The organism is Marinicauda algicola (genome assembly GCF_017161425.1).
GTDB lineage: Bacteria > Pseudomonadota > Alphaproteobacteria > Caulobacterales > Maricaulaceae > Marinicauda > Marinicauda algicola.
In genome coordinates this window covers 2925725-2945880 of the sequence record NZ_CP071057.1, presented here as the reverse complement: position 1 = coordinate 2945880, position 20156 = coordinate 2925725, and the positions used below count along the sequence as shown (strand labels likewise).

The 20156-nt window shown below is 69.2% G+C and carries 11 protein-coding genes; 5 read left to right on the top strand and 6 right to left on the bottom strand.

The genetic code is table 11. The features are described 5' to 3' along the window. Window positions 1–131 precede the first annotated feature (131 nt). Both JW792_RS14610 and JW792_RS14605 read right to left on the bottom strand, forming a co-directional pair. Window positions 132–2888, bottom strand: coding sequence for a TonB-dependent receptor (locus JW792_RS14610; RefSeq protein ID WP_135995068.1), 2757 nt, complete (start codon window positions 2886–2888; stop codon window positions 132–134). 173 nt (window positions 2889–3061) lie between these two features. After that, the gene (locus JW792_RS14605; protein WP_135995069.1) at window positions 3062–3502 is read right to left on the bottom strand and encodes a hypothetical protein; all 441 of its coding nucleotides are present in this window, start codon (window positions 3500–3502) and stop codon (window positions 3062–3064) included. Between the two features lie 79 nt (window positions 3503–3581). Between JW792_RS14605 and JW792_RS14600 the strand changes: the two genes are divergently transcribed. The 4 genes from JW792_RS14600 to JW792_RS14585 all read left to right on the top strand — a co-directional run bounded on the left by JW792_RS14600 (window position 3582) and on the right by JW792_RS14585 (window position 9143). Further along, complete coding sequence (locus tag JW792_RS14600; protein ID WP_135995070.1) at window positions 3582–4724, top strand: PQQ-dependent sugar dehydrogenase; 1143 nt, start codon at window positions 3582–3584, stop codon at window positions 4722–4724. Between the two features lie 104 nt (window positions 4725–4828). Continuing rightward, a complete protein-coding gene (locus tag JW792_RS14595; RefSeq protein ID WP_135995071.1) occupies window positions 4829–6097 on the top strand; it encodes a serine hydrolase domain-containing protein in 1269 nt (422 codons plus the stop codon). Further along, complete coding sequence (locus JW792_RS14590) at window positions 6094–7701, top strand: GMC family oxidoreductase (protein WP_135995072.1); 1608 nt, start codon at window positions 6094–6096, stop codon at window positions 7699–7701. The genes JW792_RS14595 and JW792_RS14590 overlap by 4 nt, the downstream gene beginning before the upstream one ends. 20 nt (window positions 7702–7721) lie before the next feature. Further along, entirely contained in the window at window positions 7722–9143 is a 1422-nt protein-coding gene (locus JW792_RS14585) for a coniferyl aldehyde dehydrogenase (RefSeq protein ID WP_135995073.1), read from the top strand. Here JW792_RS14585 and JW792_RS14580 read toward each other — a convergent pair. After that, window positions 9140–9895, bottom strand: a complete 756-nt coding sequence (locus JW792_RS14580) for an EAL domain-containing protein (protein WP_241094985.1) — start codon at window positions 9893–9895, stop codon at window positions 9140–9142. The two genes, JW792_RS14585 and JW792_RS14580, sit on opposite strands and share 4 nt — an antisense overlap. A gap of 178 nt (window positions 9896–10073) precedes the next feature. Here JW792_RS14580 and JW792_RS14575 point away from each other — a divergent pair, with 178 nt between their 5' ends. Next, window positions 10074–12398, top strand: coding sequence for a penicillin acylase family protein (locus JW792_RS14575; RefSeq protein ID WP_135995074.1), 2325 nt, complete (start codon window positions 10074–10076; stop codon window positions 12396–12398). Here JW792_RS14575 and pbpC read toward each other — a convergent pair. The 3 genes from pbpC to JW792_RS14560 form a co-directional block, all read right to left on the bottom strand. After that, a complete protein-coding gene (gene pbpC / locus JW792_RS14570; protein ID WP_241094984.1) occupies window positions 12395–14533 on the bottom strand; it encodes a penicillin-binding protein 1C in 2139 nt (712 codons plus the stop codon). The two genes, JW792_RS14575 and pbpC, sit on opposite strands and share 4 nt — an antisense overlap. Beyond that, window positions 14530–19395 (bottom strand): alpha-2-macroglobulin family protein, encoded by a 4866-nt coding sequence (locus JW792_RS14565; RefSeq protein WP_135995075.1) that lies wholly within the window; start codon window positions 19393–19395, stop codon window positions 14530–14532. The genes pbpC and JW792_RS14565 overlap by 4 nt, the downstream gene beginning before the upstream one ends. A gap of 92 nt (window positions 19396–19487) precedes the next feature. Then, window positions 19488–20063: a phosphoribosyltransferase gene (locus JW792_RS14560; protein ID WP_135995076.1), complete on the bottom strand. Its 576-nt coding sequence runs from the start codon at window positions 20061–20063 to the stop codon at window positions 19488–19490. Window positions 20064–20156: the final 93 nt, after the last annotated feature.

The following is a 20156-nucleotide window of genomic DNA, read 5'->3' as shown; positions in this document are numbered from 1 at the left end:
GCGAGATGAAGCGCCCCGGGGACGTTTGCGAACACTGTTCATCATTTTGCGCGGCGGCGCAAATGCCGGCTGCAAAGAAGAAGGCGCCGGGACATGCCCGGCGCCTTCGATTGCGTCGTCGAACGTCGGACCTAGAAGCGGGCGCGCAGCGTCAGCCCGTAGGTCCGCGGATCGCCCGGGTAGATGTTGACGCTGGAGCCGAGGTAACCCACCGACGGGAACCCGCCCTTCTTGTACTCCTCCTCCCCGAGATTGCGGCCCCAGACCTGCAGCTGCCAGGCACCGTCGGTCGGGCCGAAGCCGACCGAGGCGTTGTACAGCGTGAAGTCGTCCTGGTTGGCCACGGGCCGCGGATCGAGGCTCGTCGTGAGGGCATACTCCGACGAGTGATAGGCCTCACCGCGCAGGAAGAGTTCGTGATTGTTCCCGATCGGATGAGTGTAGGTGCCGGTGAGCGAGGCGATCAGCTCCGAATTCCCACGGTCCACGCCCGACAGGTCGTTGAACCTGCTGGTCACGCCGGTTTCAGGATTGAGCCGCGGCGTGGCACAGGCCGAGAACAGCGGGTCCGTCGGATCGTAGACGGGTCCGAAGAGCGGCGAGCTGTCCGGGCACGGCGCGAACTCGTACTCGCCATACTTGCTCTCGAACAGGTAGGTACCCCCGAGCGTGAAGAAGAGCCGCTCGGTCGGGGACCAGGCGAAGTCGAACTCCAGGCCGCTGACCTCGATCGAACCCGCGTTGTCGAGCGCGAAGCCCGCACCCAGGAAGTTCTCGGCCTGGAAGTCCTCGATCTCCTGATCGAAATAGGTGATGGCGTAGTTCAGCGCGCCGTCGAAGACCGAGCCCTTCGCGCCGATCTCCCAGGACGAGGCCGTCTCTTCCTCGAACTCGAATTTCTGCGTCTCGACCGCCTCGTAGGACAGGTTGAACCCGCCCGGCTTGAAGCCCGTCGAATAGCTCGCATAGACGTTCAGCGTGTCGGAGACGTCGTAGCTCGCGATCAGGCTGTAGGAGACGTTGTCGTCGCTGCGGCTCGTCGGATACTGCGAGGCGCTGGCCGGCAGGAAGTTCTGGAACGCCGAGAACCCGTTGAACAGGTTGAGCTGCGGCGTGTTGGCGATGATCGAGGCAACCGTGCCGTTGTAGATGAAGGTCGGGTCGGCGAGCGACGTGCCGGCTGCGGCCGCGATCTGGGTGAGGGCTGCGGCGAGCGCAGGGTCCCCAGCCGCCTGCTGCAGCAGGACCGCGTTCAGGAAGTACGGGCAGGTATTCCCGTTCGGGAAGCCCGGGCACAGGGCCGGGTTGGGCAGGCGCACATTGGCGCCGAGCTGGGTGAAGCTGATGGCCGAGATCGGGTCGTCGACATCGATCTGGGTGGCCATCTCCTTGTCTTCTTCGGTGTAGCGCGCCCCGACCGTGAAGGTGAAGCGGTCGGTGATGTTGAAGTCGAGCTGACCGAAGCCGGACCAGGACTGGGTGTCGTACTGGAATTGCTCCAGCACCACACCGTGGTCCTCGGCGACATAACCCTCCGCCGGAGCGATAGGCACGCCGGTCACGCCGAGCGCGTTGTTGGTGCCGACCAGGAACTCGAGGAAGCTGACCCCGCCGGTCCCCGGCGGCAGGCCGAAGGCGGCCACGAGCGGCGCCACGGACGAGGCCGAGGCGAGATCGAAGAAGGCCTTTGCGTCCGAGCCGTAGTCGACATTCTGGCGGAACGTCAGATCGTTGTCGTAGAAGAACACACCACCCATCCAGTCGACGAAGTTGTCGCCGGTCGAGGTGACCCGGAATTCCTGGGTGAAGCTGTTGTACTCGTTGTCGATGTCGCGGCTGCCGACCAGGTCGAGATCGGAGAAGTCCGCGTCGATGTTCTGCGCCTCGTCATAGGTGCGGTACGCGGTGATCGAGGTGAAGGTGAAGCCATCGAAGTCGTGATCGATCTGGGCCGAGAGACCGGACTGCTTCAGCTCGGTATTCACCAGCCCGTTCACCGCGATGTCGCCGCCCCACGGATCGGCCGGGACCAGCGTGCCGCCGAGTCCCGCGATGGCAGCGGCATCGATCGGGTCGTAGAAGCCGAACGGCGCGGCGCAGCAATTCTCGTCGATATTGCCCCAGTCGGCGATGATGCGGACTTCGGTGTCGTTCGTCGGCGTCCACAGGAGCTGACCGCGGAAGTTCTGACGGTCGCGGTTGTTGACCTCGTCGATCACCCCGACCGGCGAGACGTTGTCGAGATAGCCGGTGTTGGTGTGGTGGGTCGCATCGAAGCGGAAGGCGAGCGCGTCCGCCACCAGCGGCCCGGTCACCGTGCCCTTGGCGACGAACTGCCCGTAATTGCCGAAGGTCAGCTCGGCGTCGCCGCCGAACTCGAACTCAGGCTCCTGGGTGATGAAGCTGACGACGCCGGCCGGCGTGTTGCGCCCGAACAGGGTCGACTGCGGACCGCGGATCACCTCGACGCGCTCCATCGAGAGCAGGTCGTTGATGGCGGCACCGGCCCGCGGGCGGTAGACGCCGTCCACGAAGATACCCACCGACGGCTCGAGGCCCGGGTTGAAGGAGCTGGTGCCCACGCCGCGCAGCGTGAACTGGGTGTTGGTCGACGCGGCGAATTCCGACACCCGCAGCGACGGGACCAGGATCTGCAGGTCGGCCGCATCGCGGACCTGGGCGACCTCGATCTGCTCGCCGGTGGCGACCGAGACCGAGACCGGGGTTTCCTGCAGCGTCTGCTCGCGCTTCTGCGCGGTGACGACGATGACGTCGTCGACGGCGCGGTTCACGGGCGGGGTCACATCCTGGCCGAAGGCCGCGGCGTGCATAAGGCCCGCGGTCAGCGCACTCGCGCCGAGCAGGCCGGCTTTGGTGATACGATTCATCGGGTCTCCTCCCCCTGGGTGTCTTGCGCGTGTGACTTCATCACGGTCGCACTGCGCTTGGCTGAAGTGTATGCCGCTATTTTTCGATTTGTCATGTGATCTTCGTGAGCATCACGTTAAGCGTGACAAGAAGGACACATATTTTCGAACATCGTCCGCGAAATAAGCATGTTTCAGCGCCGCGTGCCGGAAAGTCCCGCGTAGATGAAACCCCAGAGTGCACCGAGCGCCGCCTGAGCGGAGAAGCCCGCCGCCGAGCGGGCTCCGGCGATCACCGGCACGCCGAAGAAGACCTGCTCCATCAGCACCAGCATGAGGCCCATGCACGCCGCACCGGCGACCGCGTGGACCAGCGGGCGCGGCAGGCGGGCGTAGCGGATCACCAGCCAGCCGGCGAAGAAGGCAATGGCAAAGCCGATCGCGATGAACACTGCATAGGTCGGGCCGAACCCGGCGAGATCGTCGACCGTCATCTCCATCCGGTCGGCCAGGGTGATATCTGCGCCGACATCGGCCAGCGCGCCCAGCACGAACTGGGTCTGCACGACGACGCCGGTCGCAGCCATGCCGACGACCGCCGCAAGCCAGGCCAGCGGGACGCGTATCCAGGCCATGACGTTTCTCCTCCCCCGATTTGCCTCTATCATGGCTCAAAGCGCGTCGGCGCAAAACCGGGAAACGGGGGAGGCGAGAATGAAGAGATGGACGGTCGCGATTCCGGCTGCCGCCGCGGGAGCCTTGAGCCTGGGTGCGTGTGGAGGCGAGGCCGGGGACGCCGCCCCGGCTGCGCCCTCCGAGCCGAGCCTCGCCTATCGCATCGAGACGGTCGCCGAGGGCCTCGAGCACCCGTGGTCGATCGCCTTCCTGCCCTCGGGCGACATGCTCGTCACCGAACGGCCCGGCCGGCTTCGTGTCGTGACGCCCGAAGGCCGGGTCTCCGATCCCGTCCCCGGCGTTCCCGAAGTCTACAACGAGAGCCAGGCCGGCCTGTTCGACATCGTGCTGGCGCCCGATTATGGCGAGACCGGCGAGATCTATCTCGCCTATGCAGCCGGAGACGCGGACGCGAACGCGACGGCGGTCTGGCGCGCGCGCTTCGACGGCGAGCGCCTGGAGGCCGGCGAGCAGATCTTCCTCGCCGAACCGTTCAAGGACACCAACGCCCATTTCGGCGGGCGCATCGTCTTCCTGCCCGACGGGACGTTCCTGCTGACGATCGGGGAAGGCTTCGAATACCGCGAGCAGGCCCAGGTGCTGACCAATCACCTGGGAACGACGGTCAGGCTGAACCGCGACGGCTCGGCACCGGCGGACAATCCCTTCGTGGACACCGAGGGCGCGCTTCCGGAAATCTTCAGCTACGGCCACCGCAACGCGCAGGGCATGGCCCATGACGCCGAAACCGGGCGGGTCTGGCAGCACGAGCACGGCCCGCAAGGCGGCGACGAGTTCAACCTGATCGAGCCAGGCGCCAATTACGGCTGGCCGATCGCCACCGCCGGGATCGATTACTCCGGCGCACGCATCTCCCCCTTCGAGAGCCATGAGGGCTTCACCGCGCCGGTGACGGGCTGGACACCGTCCATCGCGCCGTCCGGCCTCATCGTCTATCGCGGCGCCCTGTTCCCGGACTGGCAGGGCGATCTCTTCGTCGGCGCGCTGTCGGACAAGGAGGTGCACCGGCTGGAACTCGACGGCGGCGAGGTCGCGCAGGAGGAGATCCTCTTCACCGAGCTGGGCGCGCGCATCCGCGACGTCGCCGAAGGCCCGGACGGGGCGATCTACCTGCTGACCGACGCGGCAAACGGCATGGTTCTGCGCGTCGTGCCGGAATAGCTCGCGCCCGCAAAACCGTCTGGCCTTCCTTTTAAGAACGGTGTTCACTGACCCTTGAGAGTCCGCCGGGCGAAGACGCGGACCGGTACAGGGGAGGCCTGCCCATGGGACGCATCATCGGTGCGATCGTTGCCGTCATTCTCGTCGTGATCCTGGCCGCTTCGGGCTGGTATTACCGGCCCTGGTCGCCTTATTCGCCGGCGCGCATCACGGCGCTCGACGACCCGGCGGACTATCCCGTGACCTTCCAGCGCATGGACGAGATCCTGCCCTCGCGCCCGATCGAGGCGACCAACCCGCAGCCCCTGCCCGAAGCGATCGAGCCGCTCGACATCACCTACCAATGGAATGGCGCGACCCGCACGCTGTCCGACTTCATGGCCGATGCGGGTGCCACCGGGCTCGTCGTGCTCAGCGACGGCGTGATCGTGGGCGAGCGCTATGCTCACGGGGCAGACGCCTCGACGCGCTTCACCTCCTGGTCGGTCGCCAAGAGCTTCGTGGCGACGCTCATTGCCATGGGTCTCCACGAGGGCCTGATCGACAGCCTCGACGACCCGGCCGGCAAGTACGCGCCGGCCTATGCCGGCTCGGCATATGGTGACACGACGCTGCGCCAGCTGCTGATGATGTCGGCGGGCGTCGATTTCAACGAGGACTATGCCGACAGCCCGGATAGCGACATCCGGCCCTTCTTCTTCAACGCCTTCATCCTCGGGCGCGATGTCGACGAGATGGCCGCCGAGATCCGCCGCAACCGTCCCCCGGGACAGGACCTGCACTATGTCAGCCCGAACACCCACGTGCTCTCCGCCGTAGTGCGCAGTGTGTACGGCGACACGCTTGCCAGCATCGTCGAGGACAGGATCTGGGGCCCGCTCGGCATGACCTCGGACGCCAGCTGGCTCGTCAATGTCGATGCGGACCGGGCAATCGAGATCGGCTATTGCTGCCTGCAGGCGACCACGCGCGACTACGCCCGCTTCGGCCAGTTCTATCTCCAGGACGGGCTCTGGGCCGGCGAGCGCATGCTGCCCGAGGGCTGGGTGGAGACCGCGTCGCGCCCGCAGGCCCCGTTCGGGGAGCCGGGGCCCGACGCCCGCTACGCCCCGCGCGGCTACGGGCTGCATTTCTGGCTGCCGCCGGACCCGCAGGGCGAGTTCTTCATGGCCGGGGTCTACGGCCAGTATGTCTGGATGGACACCGAGCGGAACGTGGTCGTCGCGATGAATGCCGGCGATCCCGAATGGGGGGCGCGCGAGCAGGAGGCCTGGACGCTGTTCCGCGCCATCGCCGACGCCGTCGCGGCGCCTGACACCGCGGAGACCGCCGAGCCCGAACCGGCCGCGCAACCCGAGGAGCCCTCGCGATGAGCGCGCTGGAGTTCGACTATGTCATCGTCGGCGCGGGCTCTGCGGGTTCGACGCTCGCCGGGCGCCTGAGCGAGGACCGGGACGTCACGGTCTGCGTGCTGGAAGCGGGCGGCAAGGACAACAGGGCGAACATCAAGACGCCGATGCTGCTGCAGTTCGCCATCACCGATCCCAAGATCAACTGGGACTACTGGACCGAGCCGCAGAAGGAACTGAGGGACCGGCGCCTCTACTGGCCGCGAGGCAAGACGCTCGGCGGCTCGTCCTCGATCAACGCGATGCACTACATGCGCGGGGCGTGGGAGAATTACGACGAGTGGGAGTCCGGGTACGGCGCCACGGGCTGGAACCGGGACAGCGCCCTTCGCGCCTTCAAGCGCGTGGAGCACAACGAGGATCACGGCGAGCCCTGGCACGGCAGGGGCGGGCCGCTGAACGTGAAGACCATCCGTCCGGTCAACCCCATGACCGAACTCTATCACGAGGCCTGCCGGCGCGCCCAGATCCCGGAGAACCCGGACCATAACGGGGAGAGGCAGGAAGGCTTCGGCACCTATCAGGTCACCCAGAAGGACGGCAAGCGCTGCTCGGCCGCCGACGCGTTCCTCAAACCCGCCCTGAAGCGCGAGAACCTCAACGTGATGACCGGCGTGCTCGCGCGGCGCGTCGTTGTCGAGGAGGGCCGCGCGACGGGCGTGGAGATCGATCACAAGGGCGAGCGCAAGACCGTCATTGCGAAACGCGAGGTGATCCTCGCCGGCGGGGCGCTCAACTCGCCCCAGCTCCTGATGCTGTCCGGGATCGGCCCGGCAGATCACCTGCGCGAGCACGGAATTGCGGTGGAAAAGGACCTGCCGGGCGTCGGGGCGAACCTGCAGGACCATCTCGACGTGATGGCGCGTGCGCGAACGAAGAGCGCGAAGTCGCTCGGCTATTCCTGGCGCAAGCTCCCCGCCAATGCCCGCGATGTCCTGCAGTGGGCCTTCACCGGCTCCGGCGACTTCACCGTCAACCCGGTGCAGGGTTCCGGCTTCGTGAAGTCGAGCCGGGCGAAGGATCTGCCCGACATCCAGCTCGTCTTCATTCCGGGCCTGTCCAGCCCGCACGGGCGCGAGGGCACGATGACCGGGCACGGCATCTCGCTTCACGCCTGCAATCTCTATCCGAAGAGTCGCGGCCGGCTGTTCCTGAAGAGTGCCGATCCGGCCGAGCATGTCGGCATCGATCCGGCCTATCTCGAGGATGACGGCCACGACATGGAGGTCATGATCGACTGCCTGAAGATCGCGCGCGACCTGCTGCTTTCGGACGCCTTCGAGGAGGAGCGCGCCGAACTCGAACTCCCCTCCAGCGCCGATGCCGGGCGCTCCCAGCTCGCCGAGGAGGTGCGCGATCTCGCCGAGACGCTCTACCATCCCACCTCCACCTGCGCGATGGGGCGCGGCGAGATGGCGGTCGTCGATCCCGAGTGCCGGGTCTACGGGGTGGCGGGGCTGCGCGTCGTCGATGCCTCGGTCATGCCGCGCCTGGTCGGCGGCAATACCAATGCGCCCACCATCATGATCGCCACGCGCGCGGCGGACATGATCGCCGCAGCACGGTGACAACGAACGGAGAAGACGCCATGAGCGATGTCGACACCCGCCAGATCGAGCGCATGAAGGACATCCATGCGCGCCAGAAACGCGCCTTCGAGGCCGAGCGTCACCGCTCGCTGGAGGAGCGCAAGAGCGACCTGAAGAAGATCGAGGACATGGTCAAGCGCCGCGCCGCGGATTTCGTCGAGGCGATCAATGCCGACTATGGCCGGCGCTCGGGCGCGGAAACCGAGATCGCCGAGATCGGCTTCATGATCGCCGACGCCAAGCATGCCCGCAAGAACGTGGCGCGCTGGATGAGCGTGAGGCGCAAGGACGTGCCGATGACGCTGAAGCCGGGCAATGCCTATGTCCGGCGCGAGCCCAAGGGCGTGGTGGGCATTGTCGCGCCGTGGAACTATCCCATGCAGCTCGCCCTCGCGCCGCTGACCGCCGCGCTCGCGGCCGGCTGCCGGGCGATGATCAAGCCGAGCGAGTTCACCCCGCGCACCGCCGAGCTCCTGAAGGAGACCCTCGGCGAGCTGTTCAGCGAGGACCATGTCGCGGTGATCACCGGCGGACCCGAGGTGGCGCAGGCCTTCTGCTCGCTTCCCCTCGACCACATCTTCTATACCGGCTCGACCCAGGTCGGCCGGCTGGTCGCCAGGGCCGCGGCGGAGAACCTCACCCCCGTCACGCTGGAACTCGGCGGCAAGAGCCCGACCGTCATCGCCAATGATTTCGACATCCGCCAGGCGGCCAAGACCATCGCCTGGGGCAAGTTCTTCAATGCCGGCCAGACCTGCGTCGCGCCGGACTATGTCCTGACCCCGAAGGGCAGCGAGCACGACTTCGCCGAGGCGATGATCGACGAGGTCAGGGCGATGTGGCCGGAGGCCGGCGAGAACGCCGACTACACGGCCATCATCTCCGACAGGCACTATCAGCGCATCGAGAAACTCGTCGAGGAGGCCCGCTCGGCCGGGGCGGAAGTCCTCCAGGCCGAATTCGCGACCAGCCCCCAGCAGGGCGTGCGTGCCTATCCGCCAACCATCGTGATCAACCCGCCCACCGACATCGCATTGATGAAGGAGGAGATTTTCGGCCCCGTCCTGCCCGTGCTCGGCCATGACGGGATGAGCGACGCGGCCCGCTTCGTCAACGAGCGCGACCGCCCGCTCGCCCTCTATGTCTACGCCAGGAGCAAGGATACCGCGCGCCGCTTCCTGTCGCGCACGATCTCCGGCGGGGCTGCGGTCAACGTGCCGATGCTGCACCTGTCGGTGCCCGACCTGCCCTTCGGCGGGGTCGGGGCCTCCGGCCAGGGCGCCTATCACGGCGAGGACGGCTTCCTGACCTTCACCCACGAGCGCGCGGTCTTCGAGGCCCCGGTCTGGCATCCCAGCCGCCTGATCCGCCCGCCCTACGGCAAGATGTTCGAGTTCTTCAAGAAGCTGCAGTCGGGCTAGGCCGCTGCCGGCAGGGCGGGCCTCACCACGCTCTCCAGCACCGGCCTGGCGAAGTAGTAGCCCTGGAACAGCGCGATGCCGAGTTCGCCCAGGGCTTCGAAATCCTGCCGGCGCTCGATGCCCTCGGCGATCACCTTGACCGAGAGTTTCGCGCACAGTTCGGCGAGATTGCCGACGATGGCGCGCTGTACCTCGTTGTCCGCGATCCCGTCGACGAGGGCGCGGTCGATCTTGATCACGTCGGGCAGGACCCTGGCGAACAGGGTCAGCCCCGACGAGCCGGCGCCGAAGTCGTCGATCGCGGTGGTGAAGCCCATGTCCTTGTAGCTCTTCACGATCGTCACGAAATGGTCGAGGTCGATGATGGCCTCGTGCTCGGTCATCTCGAACATGATGCGCTCGACGGGAAAGCCCGCCGCCTCGGCCGCCGCGATCGTCGTGCGAAGACAGGTTTCCGGATCGTAGACAGAATTCGGCAGGGTGTTGACCGACAGCAGCCCGTCCTGCGGCCCCATGAGACGAGCCGCCGCCTTGACCGCGCCGATGCGGCACTTGCGGTCGAACGCGTGCAGGTTTGCCTTGTCGACCAGGGCGAGGATCGCGCCCGCGCCCTCCCCGTCCGCGCCGCGCACGAGCGCTTCCTGCGCGAAGACCGTCTGCGCGCGCGCGTCGATGATGGGCTGGAAGGCGAATTTCAGCTCGGCCGGAAAGGGCCTCGCGCAGGTGCACGCCGTCGGAACGGAGCAGGTCATGGGATAGGGTCTCTCGCCGCTTCGTGTCACGGCTAGCGTGCGCGCGTAAAGATTGTGTGAAAACAAGACCCTGAAGGGAATGGCAGATTCTCGCTCCCGGTGTCGCGGCACGCTGGCGCCGCTGGCCGTCCTCCTGCTAGTCTCCGGCCTCGTCGATCTTTGAGGGGGAGAGACGCTCATGGTGAAATGGATCGTGCGCGGGGTGATCGCGCTTGTGGTGGTCGCGCTGCTTACCGGGCTCGGAGCGGCCGGCTGGCTCGGCTGGCGCTTCCAGTCCAGCCGCCCGCAGACCGAGGGCCGCGTCGGGATCGAGGGCTATGACGGCCGCGCTACCATCGTGCGCGACGAGAACGGCACGGCGCATATCTTCGGCGAGCGCGACGCCGACGTCTATTTCGCGCTCGGCTACACCCATGCCGACGAGCGCTTCTTCCAGATGGATCTCGCCCGCCGCTTCGTGCACGGCCGGCTCGCCGAGCTGTTCGGAGAACGCGCGATCAGGAGCGACGCCCAGTCGCGCATCAAGGGCTTCCCCCAGGCCGCCGAGGCGGTTCTCGCCAATCTCTCGCCGCAAGCGCGCGCGGCGACCGAGGCCTATGTCGCAGGCGTCAACGCGCGCCTCGCGCGGGGCCGGCCGGCACCGGAATACGCCATCCTGCGAACCGAGCCGGAGCCCTGGCGGATGGTGGATTCGGCCGGGCTCACCCTCTATCTCGCCGACTCGCTCGCCGCCGGGGCCGGGGACGACGTGGAGCGCGCCTCGCTCGCCGATCTTCTCACCCCGCAGCAGTTCGAGCAGTTCCGCGCGCAATATCCCGACTGGGGCCCGACCACGTTGAAGGACGAGGATCTCGCGCCGCGCTTCTCCGAGATCACCGAGGAGGTTCTGCCCCCGCCCGGGGACGAATCCGAGGCCCTATCCCAGCCGGACAACCTGCCGGGCTCCAATGCCTGGGTCGTCGACGGCTCGCGCACGGCCTCGGGCGCGCCGCTGCTGGCCAACGATCCCCATCTCGCGCTCGCCGCGCCCTCGATCTGGTACATGGTCCGGCTGGAGCTGGAGGCCACTCCCGTGGTCGGCGCCTCCACGCCCGGCACGCCGTTCATCATCCTGGGACGCAATGCGCACGGGGCCTGGGGCTTCACCAATACCGGCTTCGACGTGATCGACTGGGTCGAGCGCGACCCGGCGGGGCTCAACATCACCGAGCGCACCGAGACGATCCGCGTGAAGGGCGGCGAGGATGTCGAGCTGACGGTCTGGGAGACCGCGGAGGGCCCGATCCTCGACCCGGCCTGGTTCTCGCTGGAGGCCTTCGACACGGAGAACAAGGCCGTCGTCCTGCGCTGGACGGTCACCGATCCGGGCAACGACGTTGCCGACGCCACCTACCGCATCATGCACTCGACCGGCTGGGACAGCTTCGTGGAGGCCACGCGCGGCTGGACCGCGCCGATGCAGAACATGCACTACGCCGGCGTCGACGGCACGATCGGCTATTCCACCGCCGGCCTCCTTCCGATCCGCGACCGGGATGGGAACTGGACCGGTTTCATCCCGTTCGAGGACCTGCCCCGCGTGCGAAATCCGCAGGGCGGCGCGATCGCCTCGGGCAACAATCTCGTCGCCGGCGAGGCCTATCCCTACCCGCTGCCGGGCAGTTACGGCATCTACCGCGCGCCGCGCATCGAGGAATTGCTCGACGCCAATCCCGCCCACGATGCCGCCAGCTTCAATGCCATGCAGATGGACGTGACCTCCGCGTTCGCCCGGCGCATCCACACCGCCCTGATCGGCGCCGATCCGGAAACCCAGCTCGGCCTCGAGGCCCTCGCGCGCATCGAGCGCTGGGACGGCACGCTGTCGGGCGACGGGCCTGAGGGCCTGATCTTCTCGGCCTGGATCAAGGCGCTCACCGCCGCAGTCTATTCCGACGAGCTCGGCCCCGAGTTCGAGCGCTTCTTCTACCCGCGCCGGCTCTTCATCGAGCGCGTGCTCACCGGGGACGCGTCGGCCTGGTGCGACGACATCCGCACCGGCGAGGTCGAGAGCTGCGCCGTGATCGCCGGACTCGCCCTCGACAGCGCCATGGCCGAGCTGGAACTCACCCATGGCGACGATATCGACGCCTGGCGCTGGGCCGACAGCCACCGCGCCCTGTTCGACCACCCCTTCACCGGCGTTCCGGTGATCGGGGACTGGTTCACGGTGGAGACCCCGGTCGGCGGCGACGGCTCGACGCTCAATGTCGGCCATTTCAGCTACCGTTCGGGCGATTACACGGTCTATCACGGCCCCTCGCTGAGGGCGGTCTACGACCTCTCCGACCTCGACGCCTCGCGCTTCATGCATGCGCCGGGACAGTCCGGTCATCCCTGGTCGAAGCGTTATCGCGATCTCGCCCCGCGCTGGGCGCAGGGCGACAGCTACGAGATCCGCACCGACTGGACGCCGGACGCCGCGCCGGAGAATTCCCGGGTCCTGGTGCTCGAAGGCGGCTAGCCGGACGGGGTTCGCACGCGCACGCGCGTTCGCGCCGCCCGGCCGGCCGCATCGACGACGGTCAGCTCGAAGAAGCCGGGTCCGTGCGGGCTCCAGACCGGCGCCCCGCCGGGATCGCGTGCGACCGGGCGGCCGTCGGCATACCAGGCCAGCTCGCCTTCGCCGCGGGCGGCCAGCACGAAGCCGCGTTCTTCGGAGTCCATCCAGATCTCCGCGTTCTCCGGCGGAAACAGGATTTGCGGAGGTGCGTCCTCCCTGTTGAAGGCCGCGAGCGTCGCGGGCGCGCGCTCGAGGGCGCGCGGCACGCTGTGGGGCGTGGCGAAATCCGGATCGAGGCGCGCGGCCGCGTCGAAGGCGTCGAACAGGAGCGGCAGGGCCGCCTCGCGCCCCGTGACGCCGGGGCGTGGCGCGCCGTCGGGCCTGCCGGTCCAGACCACGATCGCATAGCCGCCGGCCACGCCCGCCGCCCACGCGTCGCGAAATCCGTAGGAAGTCCCCGTCTTGAAGGCGATGCGCGGCGCGTTCGCGGTGAGGCTCGCCGGCATGCGTCCGGGCGGAGCCGGCGCGCGTTCGAGAATGTCGAGAATCTCGTCCGCGCTTTCCGCGCTGACGAGATGGGGACCGCTCATCGCGCGCACGCGCGCGGCCTCGGCCTCGGTCCAGGCCAGCGGCAGCGCCTCGCCGCCATCGCCGAGCGCGGCATAGAGCAAGGCGAGTTCTCGCACCGACAGGCCGAGCCCGCCGAGTGCGAGGGCGAGCCCGACATCGCTGTCGTGGCTTTCCGGCAGCACCGGCTCGCCGCCCGCAAAGGCCAGGGCGGCCGCGAAGCGATTGGCGCCCACCGCGTCGAGCACGTGAACGGCCGGAACGTTGAGCGAGTGCTGCAGGGCCTCTGCGATCGTCACCTCGCCGCGGAAGGTCCTGTCGAAGTTTTCCGGTCGGTAGCCGGCGAAGCGCCGCGGCAGGTCCTCGATGCGCGTCGTCGCCGCGGCGACCCCGTCATCGAAGGCCATGGCGTAGATCAGCGGCTTCAGCGTCGAGCCCGGCGAGCGGGCCCGGGTCGTGAGATCGATCCAGCCGCCGGCCCGGTTCCTGCTGGCCGAGCCGACGCTGGCGCGCACGGCGCGCCCCTCGATCTCGACGGCAAGGACGGAGACCTGCACCCCGTCGCCCGCACGTTCGGCCGCGCCCAGGGCGAGGCGTTCGAGTTCCCTCTGCAGGCGGCTGTCGAGCGTGGAGCGGACCTCGGCCGCGCCGGGCTCGGCGGCGCGCGCCGCCGCGCTCGCGTGCCAGGCCTCGGCAGGGAAAGCGTGGCGGGCCGGCGCGGGTTCGCCCGCGGCTTCTTCGGCACGGCTTTCCGAGATCAGCCCGGCTGCGGCGAGGCGCATGAGGATCGCCCGGCGCGCAGCGACCGCATTGTCCGGCTCCAGATCGGGCCGGCGCGCCTCGGGGGCCTGGGGCAGGGCGATCAGCAACGCGATCTGGTCGGGCGTCAGCTCGTCCGGCTCGCGGTCGAACCAGGCCCAGCTCGCCGCACGCACGCCCTGCAGATTCCCGCCATAGGGCGTGAGCGTGAGATAGAGCTCGAGGATCTCGTCCTTGGAGAGCCGGCGCTCCAGCTGCACCGCGCGGACCATCTCGATCACCTTCGAGCCCAGAGTGCGCGGACGCGGCTCCAGGAGGCGCGCGGTCTGCATGGTGATGGTGGAAGCGCCCGAGACGATGCGTCCGGCCGAAACCGCAGACAGCCCGGCACGGACCACGGCTAGGGGATCGACCCCGGGATGGGACCGGAATCGCGCGTCCTCGACCGCGATGAGCGCCTCGACGAAATCCGGATCGAGACGGGTCAGGTCGGCGGCGAGCCGCCAGCGCCCGTCCTCGACCGGAAACGCCCTCAGCGCGCGGCCCTCGCGGTCGGCGACGACGGTGGATACCACCCGTCCCCGCTCGATCGGCGGCGGAAAGAGCGCGTCGAGCGCCAGCAGGAGGCCGAGCGTCCCCGCGACGGCGCCGAGCGCGACCGCGCCGCGCCGCGGCCAGCGCCGGGCCACGAGCGCGCGGCGGAGCGCGGCTCCCCGTCCGGCGATCCGCTTGCAGGTCGCGGCGCCGCGTCTCAGCGCCCCGGCTATCACGGCCGGACCGTCACCCGGCCCGGCGCGGAGCGGGCGAAGACGGCCGGATCGTACATGTCCTCGGCGACGACGCCGGGATAGGCGAACTCGCCGGGCGTCACCGCGCGCACGATGTAGGCGAGCCGGTGGACCTCGTCGTCGGTGATGTCGAGCGCTGCCACGAAGCGGTCGTCTCGCGCCTCGTCGATCTTCGTCGTGGCGAGCTCGCCGAGCCAGGCATAGGGCCCGCTCTTTCCGGCATCGGCCGGGGTGAGGATCGCCTCGATCTCGAAGCCGGCAGGCAGCAGGTCCGCCACCACAATCGGATGGCTGTCCTGCCCACGCGACTGCAGCTCGATCGCCACCACGATCCGGTCGCCCTGCGCGACCCGCGAGAGGTCGACCGCGTTGCCGTTGCGGTCGGCATAGCGCTTCCTTGCGGTGAGCCCGCTCGAGGCCGGCTCGGGCGCCTGCGCCGGCGCGCCGGTCGCCAGGCTGGTGCGCCAGATCGGGCGCTCGCCGGTATTGGTGAAGGTGCCGGCATCGGCGACCTCGCCGGACATGAAGGCGACGACGCTCGGGTCGTCGGCCTGCCCGCTATAGTTCACCGGCACCGCCTCGTACCCGCCGGCAAGCCCGCGGGCGGCGAGGATCAGGAAGGCCTTCTCCTGCGTCGTCAGGCGGGCAGGCTCGGGCAGGTTGCGGGACACCCGGTCGGCCAGCCCGGTCGCGATGTCGTCGAACCCGGCCTCGGCGGCGAGCGCGAGCACGCCGGCCATGTCCCGGCGCGGGCTCTGGTACCAGTCGCCGCGGTTCTCGTAACCGAGCGCCTCGACGGCCGCCTCGAAGGCGCTGAGCGCACGGGCCGTGTCGCCGATGGCCGCCAGCGCGCCGCCGATATGGGCGCGGGCGAGCGGGCTCTCGATCTCCATCAGAAGCTCGTCGTGGAGATAGCGCAGGCGCGAGCGGTCCGCCTCGCCGGCCCGGGCCAGCACATAGGCGGCATAGGCCGAGGCGCGGTGGGTGAGACGCTCCTGCGTGTCCCGGCTCCAGGGCTGGTTCACGTAGTCGTACTCGTAGCCGTCGGCGCGCCAGAGCGTGCCCTGCATGACCGGCTGCAGCGCATCGAGCGCGCGTTGCAGCGCGGCGTCCGGGACCGGGTAGCCCTGCTGTCCGGCGCGCCACAGGAAGTCCGTGGCATAGGCGCCGAGCCAGGCATTGGCGCTGCGATCGCCGAGCCGCCACAGGCCGAAGGCGCCCTCCGCGTTCTGGCGGGCGAGCAGCGTCTGAACCGTGTCCTGCACCTCGATCGCGGGGTCCTGCGGCACGGCCTCCCCGGTCAGCCCCGCCATCTGGCCCGCATAGAGGAGCGGCATGGTCCGGCTGACGATCTGCTCGGTGCAGCCATAGGGATAGCGCGACAGCGACTCGTAGAGCGCGGAGACGTTGATCGGCGTCATCGAGAAGCTGACCTGAAGCTCGGCCGAGCCGGGCACGTAGCCGGCCAGGAAGTCCGGCGAGGGCGTGTAGCTTTCGCCCGGCTCCATCACGTCGGTCTCGATGCGGCTCACCGGCAGATAGGGCGAGCGCACCTGGATCGGATAGGTGCTGGCCGCGGAGAAGCCCTGAGGCCCGGCGACCGCCATCTCGATCTCGGCGATGCCTTCCTCGTCGCCAGCGAGCCCGACGCGCTCGTCCGCCCGTTCGCCCTCGTCGAGATCGAGCGAGAGCGAGGGCTCGCGGATACTCACCGGGCCGGAGGCGCTGAGCGACACCTCGTAGCTGCCGGCCGCACCGGCGACATTGTCGAGCGTCGCGGTCGCCTGCGCCTCGTCGCCGGGGGCAAGGAAGCGCGGCAGGATCAGCTCGGCGGCGACATCGTCGCGCACCGTCATCGGGCGTGCCGCGGCGCCGAGCCCGGTCTGCGACCAGGCCACGGCCATCAGGCGCAGCTCGCCGTTGAAGTCGGGAAGCTCGAGGCTGACCGTGGCGCGGCCCTGCCGGTCCATCCGGACCGGGCCCGAGAACAGGGCGACGGTTCTGGTCGGAACGACCGTGAGCCCGGCCCCGCCGATCTGGTCGCCGCCCGAGCGGACCGGCGCCGCGGCACCCTGGTTCGGATCGAGCAGGCGGCCGTAATCGTCCAGGAGGTCGACGCCGAGCCGCGTCTTGCCGAAGAACCAGCCTGCCGGGTCCGGGGACTCGAAACCGGTCAGGAGCAGGATGCCCTCGTCGACCGCGGCGAGCGTCACGTATGCGCCCTCGTTGACCGGTCCGCCGGTGGCGTTCAGCACCACGTCGATCGTCCGGTTCGGCTCCACCACCTCGGGCGCCTCGATCTCGAGCTCGAAGGTGCGCCCCTCCACGTCGACCGGCACATAGGCGACGCCGACCGCCCGGCGCGGGCGGGGCTGGGTGACCGGATCGCGCGGGGTGTAGACGGTGACCATGACATAGGCCCCGGCGCCCCATTCCTGCGTCACCGGCAGGGTCAGTTCGGCACCCTCCTCGGGCATGTCGACCGTCATCGTCTCGATGACGCCGTCGGTCGCCACGACCACTTCGGCAAGGCCCGGATAGGGCGCGCGCATGGAGATGCGGGCGCGCTCGCCGACGCCGGGCGCCTCTTCGGGGCCGGAAACCACGACCTGGTCGGGCGCCTCGACGCCTTCGGCATCGCGCCCGCCCCAGCCGGCCCAGAAGCGTGTGCTGGCGAGTTCGGTCTCGCCGGAGACCAGCATCAGCTCGTGCTCGCCCCAGTCGAGTTCGCGGGTGACGATCTGCCCGCCCGCCTCGCGGTCGAGCGTGACCTGGCCGGTCTCGATCGGCACGACGCGGCGGGTACGGCGCCAGCGCCAGTCCTGGCCGTTCTCGCGGTACCAGTCATAGTCCCACTCGATGCGCACCAGGCGCCATTGCAGCGCGGTGCGGATCGCCTCGCCCTGCCAGTTCACGCCGATCGCGGAGAAGCGCACCGGCTCGCCTTCGCCGACGGGGCCGTCGGTCTCGCGCCTCAGCCCGTAATAGGCCTCGCGCGGGCGGTAGGGGAAGATGAGATCGTCGCTGACGGCCCGCCCGCCCGGCTCCTGCACGCTCACCACCGCACGCACGCGCAGGGGGTGGGTGGAGTCCGCGCCGCGATTGCCGGGATTGACGGGGATGTTCGCCTCGCCCGCACCGTCGGTCGTCGCTGCGGGCAGGTCGAACAGCGCCTCGGCGAATTGCTCGTCGTGCAGGCCGAACTCATAGCTCCCGAAGGCCTCGAACGGGCTCGGATCGCGCTGAACGCGGGCCCGGCCCTCGATCGGAAGCCCGGCTCCGGGCGCCCCGTAGAGAAAGCGCACATCGGCGTCGATCATGCGGGTCTGCCGCGGGCGCAGGGCCGTCTCGGTATCGGCCTCCAGCTGGAGCTCGACCCGCTGGGGCACGAAATCCTCGACCGCGAAATACTCCGTCGACACCGTGCCGACCCCGTCGAGGGCGAGCTCCAGGCGCCAGCTGCCGCGCGCGGCGGCCTGCGGCAGGGCGAAGTCGTGGAACACCCCGCCGGCGGCCTCGGCGCGCTCGAAGCGGACGCTCTCCTGCTCCAGCCCGTTGGGGGCGTAGAGGGTGAGGCTGCCGGCCCGCTCGGTCAGCGCATCGGCCTGCCCGTCGCGCACGAGGCCGGAGGCGTGGACCGTCTCGCCGGGCCGGTAGATGCCGCGGTCGAGATAGAGATAGCCGTCGAAGCGTCCGGGCCTTGCCCGGCCCGACACCGGCTCGTCGGAGAGGTCGACCGGCGCGCGGGTGAGGTCGAGCAGGGCGAAGTCGCCGGCGGGGCCGTAGGCCATCAGCAGGCGCGGGCGGTTGCCGCCCTCCCCGCTCATGATCGGGCGATCAAATGACACCCGTCCGCTGTCATTCGTCGTCTGCCTGGCCAGTATCTCGTTGGAGAAGGCGACCAGTTCGACACTCACCGCGCGTTGCACCTGCGCGCTCTGCAGCGAGCGCACCGTCACGTCGAGACCGTGATCGCCGCGATAGGCGGTCAGGGCCAGGTCGGTGACGATCAGCCAGCGCCGCGCGCGCGCCGGCTCCTCGTAATCGCCGTCGTCGAGGCCGGCGACATCGTCGACCTCGACGAAATAGGCGCCCGGCTCCAGCGTGCCGATCGTGTCGGCGAGCGGGAAGACGGTCACCACCGGCGCGTTGGCCGGGCCGGGCGTGTCCATGCGGCCCTCGAAGATCAGCTCGCCCACCTCGCCGGGGCGCTCCTCCTCGGGCAGCCACTCCCATTCCCCGGCGCCGGCCGAATACCCGCTCGTGATCGAGCGGAAGGCGAGCGCGCGGTCGTTGACGCGGCTCAGGCGCACCCGGACGGTCTCGACATTGACCGTCTCGATCGGCAGGCCGTCGGCCTCGATGCGCGGCAGGATCACCCCGTCGCCGGAAAAGCCCACATGCGCCGGCCGGTCGGCGAAGGAGAGCGTCTGAGAAACCTCCGCCTCCAGCTCGCGCCCGTCCGCGCTCGGCAGGCCCTCGCGCAGCGTCACCGTGCGGGTCTGGCCGAAGGAGAGCCCGCCGATGCACAGGCGCGAGCCCTCCACGGCGAGCGCGACCGGCTCGTCGACGCTGACATAGGCCGAGTAGTCTATCTCGGGATCGAGGGGGGCGGAGAAGGCCAGGCACAGGCGCGGCTGGCGACCCGTCACCTCGGCGGAATAGCGCAGGTATTCGAAGTCCTGGACCGCTTCGGCGCCGGCGCGCGGGGCGTCGGCCGAGCGGGACTGCAGCAGGTCCTCGCCGGCCTGCCGGTCCGGCTCTCTCTCGCCGCGATCCCCGCAGGCGGAAAGCGCGAGGCTGGCGGCGAGGGCGAATGCGCCGAGGCGGGCAAAGCGAATCATGGCCGGTCTCCTGTCCCTGCGAGACGTTCGGAGCCGTCATGATGGCACGCGCCGCGCGCGAGCGCAGCCAGTCAATCAAGGATTTTTCGGGGTCATTTTCCGCCGGAGGCGAGGCGCAATTGCAGGAAATCGCCCGGCACGCGCTTGTGCTGCGCGATCTCGGCAGGCGTCAGCCCGAGCAGCTCGTGGGGAAAGACGAGCCACTTCTCCGTCTCGTGCACATACCAGTCCGGGGCGAGCGCGGTCTCGCGCCGGGACGGCTTGTACCAGACGCAGGCGGTCTTCACGTCGCGGGGCATGGCCTGCCCGCACTGCTCGCGCAAGCGGGCGACGAGGGTCTCCAGGCTGTGGCCGCGGTCGAACACGTCGTCGACGATGAGCAGGCGGGAGTCCGGCGACAGGCGCGGCGCCAGATAGGACAGCCCCTCCACCGCGATCTCGCGCTTCATCGTATCGATGGCCGCGTAGGCCGAGGTCTTCACCGCCATGTGCTCGGTCTCGACCCCGTGATAGCGCAGCGCCTCCTCCACCGCGATCGCCGCGGGCGTGCCGCCGCGCCACACCCCGACGAGATGGGTCGGCGTCCAGCCGGTCTTCAGGATCGACACGGCGAGCGTGAAGGCGTCGGCCAGCAGATCGTCGGCGGAGAGGAAGAGCTTCTCGGTCATGGCCAAGGTTATGCGATGCGCCGGCGCGCGCGCACAAGCCTGCGCCCTACCGCCGCACGCGGCAAGCTGTCACCTTCGCAGCCCGCAGCGTAG